The following is a 2670-nucleotide window of genomic DNA, read 5'->3' as shown; positions in this document are numbered from 1 at the left end:
TTTAGAATTTAGAATTTAGAATTTAGAATTGGGGAATCGGGAATCGGGAGTCGGGAGTCTGGAGTAGGGAGTCGGGAATCGGGAATCGGGAATCGGGAGTCGGGGCAACAGATGTGTAGGGTGTGTTAGGGGCGGGCTTGCCCTAATTTTCCACTTCGTCGCCAGTATTAGAATAGCCCGCCCCGTAACGCACCACCAAGTAGAATGCGCGAATTGGGAATTTAGCAACAGATGTGTAGGGTGTGTTAGGGGCGGGCTTGCCCTAATTTTCCACTTCGTCGCCAGTATTAGAATAGCCCGCCCCGTAACGCACCACCAAGTAGAATGCGCGAATTTAGAATTAGGAATTTAGAAAAAATTATCTGTACCTGATAACTATGAAAATTGCTATATAGCAGTTTTCAACAATTCCTTAGCCCATATCCGATTTGTTTCTGATAAAGCTGGTACTGGCTCTTGGTCATAATCGAGTTGATAATCATAACCCCCTCGCTCATAAACGCTATTAATTATAGCTTGTAAATCTACTATCGCTTCAGAATCTTCTGGACGTAATGGTAGGGAAAAAGCTGGTAGCTGCTCTGGGAGATTATAAGTATACAATTCGCCTCGTGGACGATGCTCCTCTCGACTAACCAAAACACGATAATCGCTATCGATAGTATTATCTAAGAGTGGCATTGGTTTCCAGCCTCTGAGCAAATCGATTTCCACTAAATTGGTCAAGCTTCCTAACACCCGTTGGCGTTTTTTTAGGTAAGTTTCTCTCCCTTCACCAGAGCGCTTATTTACTGGAGATAAAACTTCGATAGCGGTTACCACAGCACCGGTAGTCATATCTCTTACTTCCAAATACCCTTGCTTGATTTGTTCAGGCATAGGAACCATTACTGTTACTGGTTTTGTGGTTGGTGACGCAACAGCAACCTTAGAGCTGGAAGAATCTTCAGTATTCGGTTGACGTTTAACAGTAACATCAGGAATTCCCACTAATAAGACGTCATCTTGGTTACTTTTATTAACCTGATAAATTCGCTTTTCAATAGCTACTTTATACTTCGGACGTACCTGAGGAATTAAAGACTCAGCAATTAAACTAATCAACCAATGATGTACTTCTGGCCATAAATCCGGATGCTCTAAATACGGATCCATACCGGGAAAGATTGACGGCATCCCTTAACCTCCCATCAGCTCTGTCTTCTAGGTTAACAGAGGGATTAGGGAGTCGGGGTAAGAGAGGGAAGTGTGGGAGGTGATCCCAGGTGTGGGGAGATGGGGGGATAAGGAGTTAAATGAGCAACGGTTGTGTCCCCCCCTGATTAAGAATTCCTAGTTTCCATGGTGCGTACAAGCTGCTCGCCCGATACCTACACATAGCAATTATAAATCAGTTGTAAAATCGGCAAAATCTGAAATTATTGCAGGGCTTGGGTTATAGCGTTGGCTAAGGCCACTATATTTTATGACTCATATGAAATTGCTATATATAGTAGTATTATTACAAGATGTCAAATGACAACTTGTCATTCACTTGTAACTATCTCATTAGAGTCATGACAGATAACAAAGATTTAACAGGACTTTCCCGCAGAAGTTTTCTTGTTGGTACAGGCAGTATCCTCTTGGCATCAACATTGCCCATAGGACAGGCCTCTGCCCAAACAACCACCTATATCCGCCGCAACTTATCAGATCCATCAGCACCCCTGAAGAGTTATAAAAAAGCAATCAAAGCAATGTTGGAGCTGCCGCCCTCCGATCCTCGAAACTGGTACCGCAACGCCTTTATTCATATCCTCGATTGCCCCCACGGCAACTGGTGGTTCCTGCCCTGGCACCGAGGCTATCTTGGTTGGTTTGAGAAAACCTGCCGCAAACTCAGTGGCGACCCCAATTTTGCTTTGCCCTATTGGGATTGGACTGAGCAACCCTCTATTCCAGAGGTCTTTTTTGAGGGGGTACTTAATCCCTCCCATGAAGCCTTTATTTCCAGCTACGAAACTTTTAAGCAACAGTTCCAAGATCCCATGAGTGATTTTTGGAACTCCCTATCTACAGATCAATTATGTCAACAGAAATTGCGTAGATACTGCTCAATTGATGATGTTTGGCAAGCTATAGAAAACCCAAAGGCTCCGATGTTCTACCCTGACGACTATGCTCGTGCGCTAACCGAGCTGTGCTCTGATTTCGACTATCACACCAGTATAGCAGTCTCAAAAGATACTATTAAAGAAGCTCTTGCTCCCAGCAATTTCATAGAGTTCGGTAGTGCTGTCGCCGAGTGCCATAATAGCCAAGAGACTAGTTTCGCCGTTCTTGAGGGTCAACCCCATAACCTCGTCCACAACAACATCGGTGGTTTCATGGAGGAATTTCTGTCCCCTGTCGATCCGATTTTCTTCATGCATCATTGCAATATAGATCGACTATGGGATGTGTGGACCCGTAAGCAAGAAAATTTGGGTTTTCCGACCCTACCTAAAGGTGAAAAACTAGCCAAATGGCAAGCAGAACCCTTCCTGTTTTTCATTGATGAGAATGGTAATCAAGTTCAGGCAAATACGGCGGGGGATTATGCTACGATTGGCGACTTCAATTATTTCTATCAGCCTGGCTCTGGTGAGGACCTGCTTTCAGCATACCAGAAGGTCAGGACCGAGCAAA

General features: G+C 44.4%; 2 protein-coding genes. One reads left to right on the top strand and one right to left on the bottom strand.

Going from position 1 to position 2670, the window contains the following annotated elements:
• Positions 1-387: 387 nt before the first annotated feature.
• The gene (locus F6K20_RS33225; RefSeq protein ID WP_008180381.1) at positions 388-1176 is read right to left on the bottom strand and encodes a DUF4058 family protein; all 789 of its coding nucleotides are present in this window, start codon (positions 1174-1176) and stop codon (positions 388-390) included.
• A 380-nt stretch (positions 1177-1556) separates the two neighbouring features.
• Between F6K20_RS33225 and F6K20_RS33220 the strand changes: the two genes are divergently transcribed.
• A partial coding sequence (locus F6K20_RS33220) for a tyrosinase family protein (RefSeq protein WP_287297612.1) occupies positions 1557-2670 on the top strand: 1114 nt, incomplete at its 3' end.

Origin of the sequence: Moorena sp. SIO2C4 (assembly GCF_010672485.1) — a bacterium.
Taxonomy (GTDB): Bacteria; Cyanobacteriota; Cyanobacteriia; order Cyanobacteriales; family Coleofasciculaceae; genus Moorena; species Moorena producens.
Note: the sequence above shows the minus strand (reverse complement) of the source record. Positions and strands in the feature narration are given on the sequence as shown.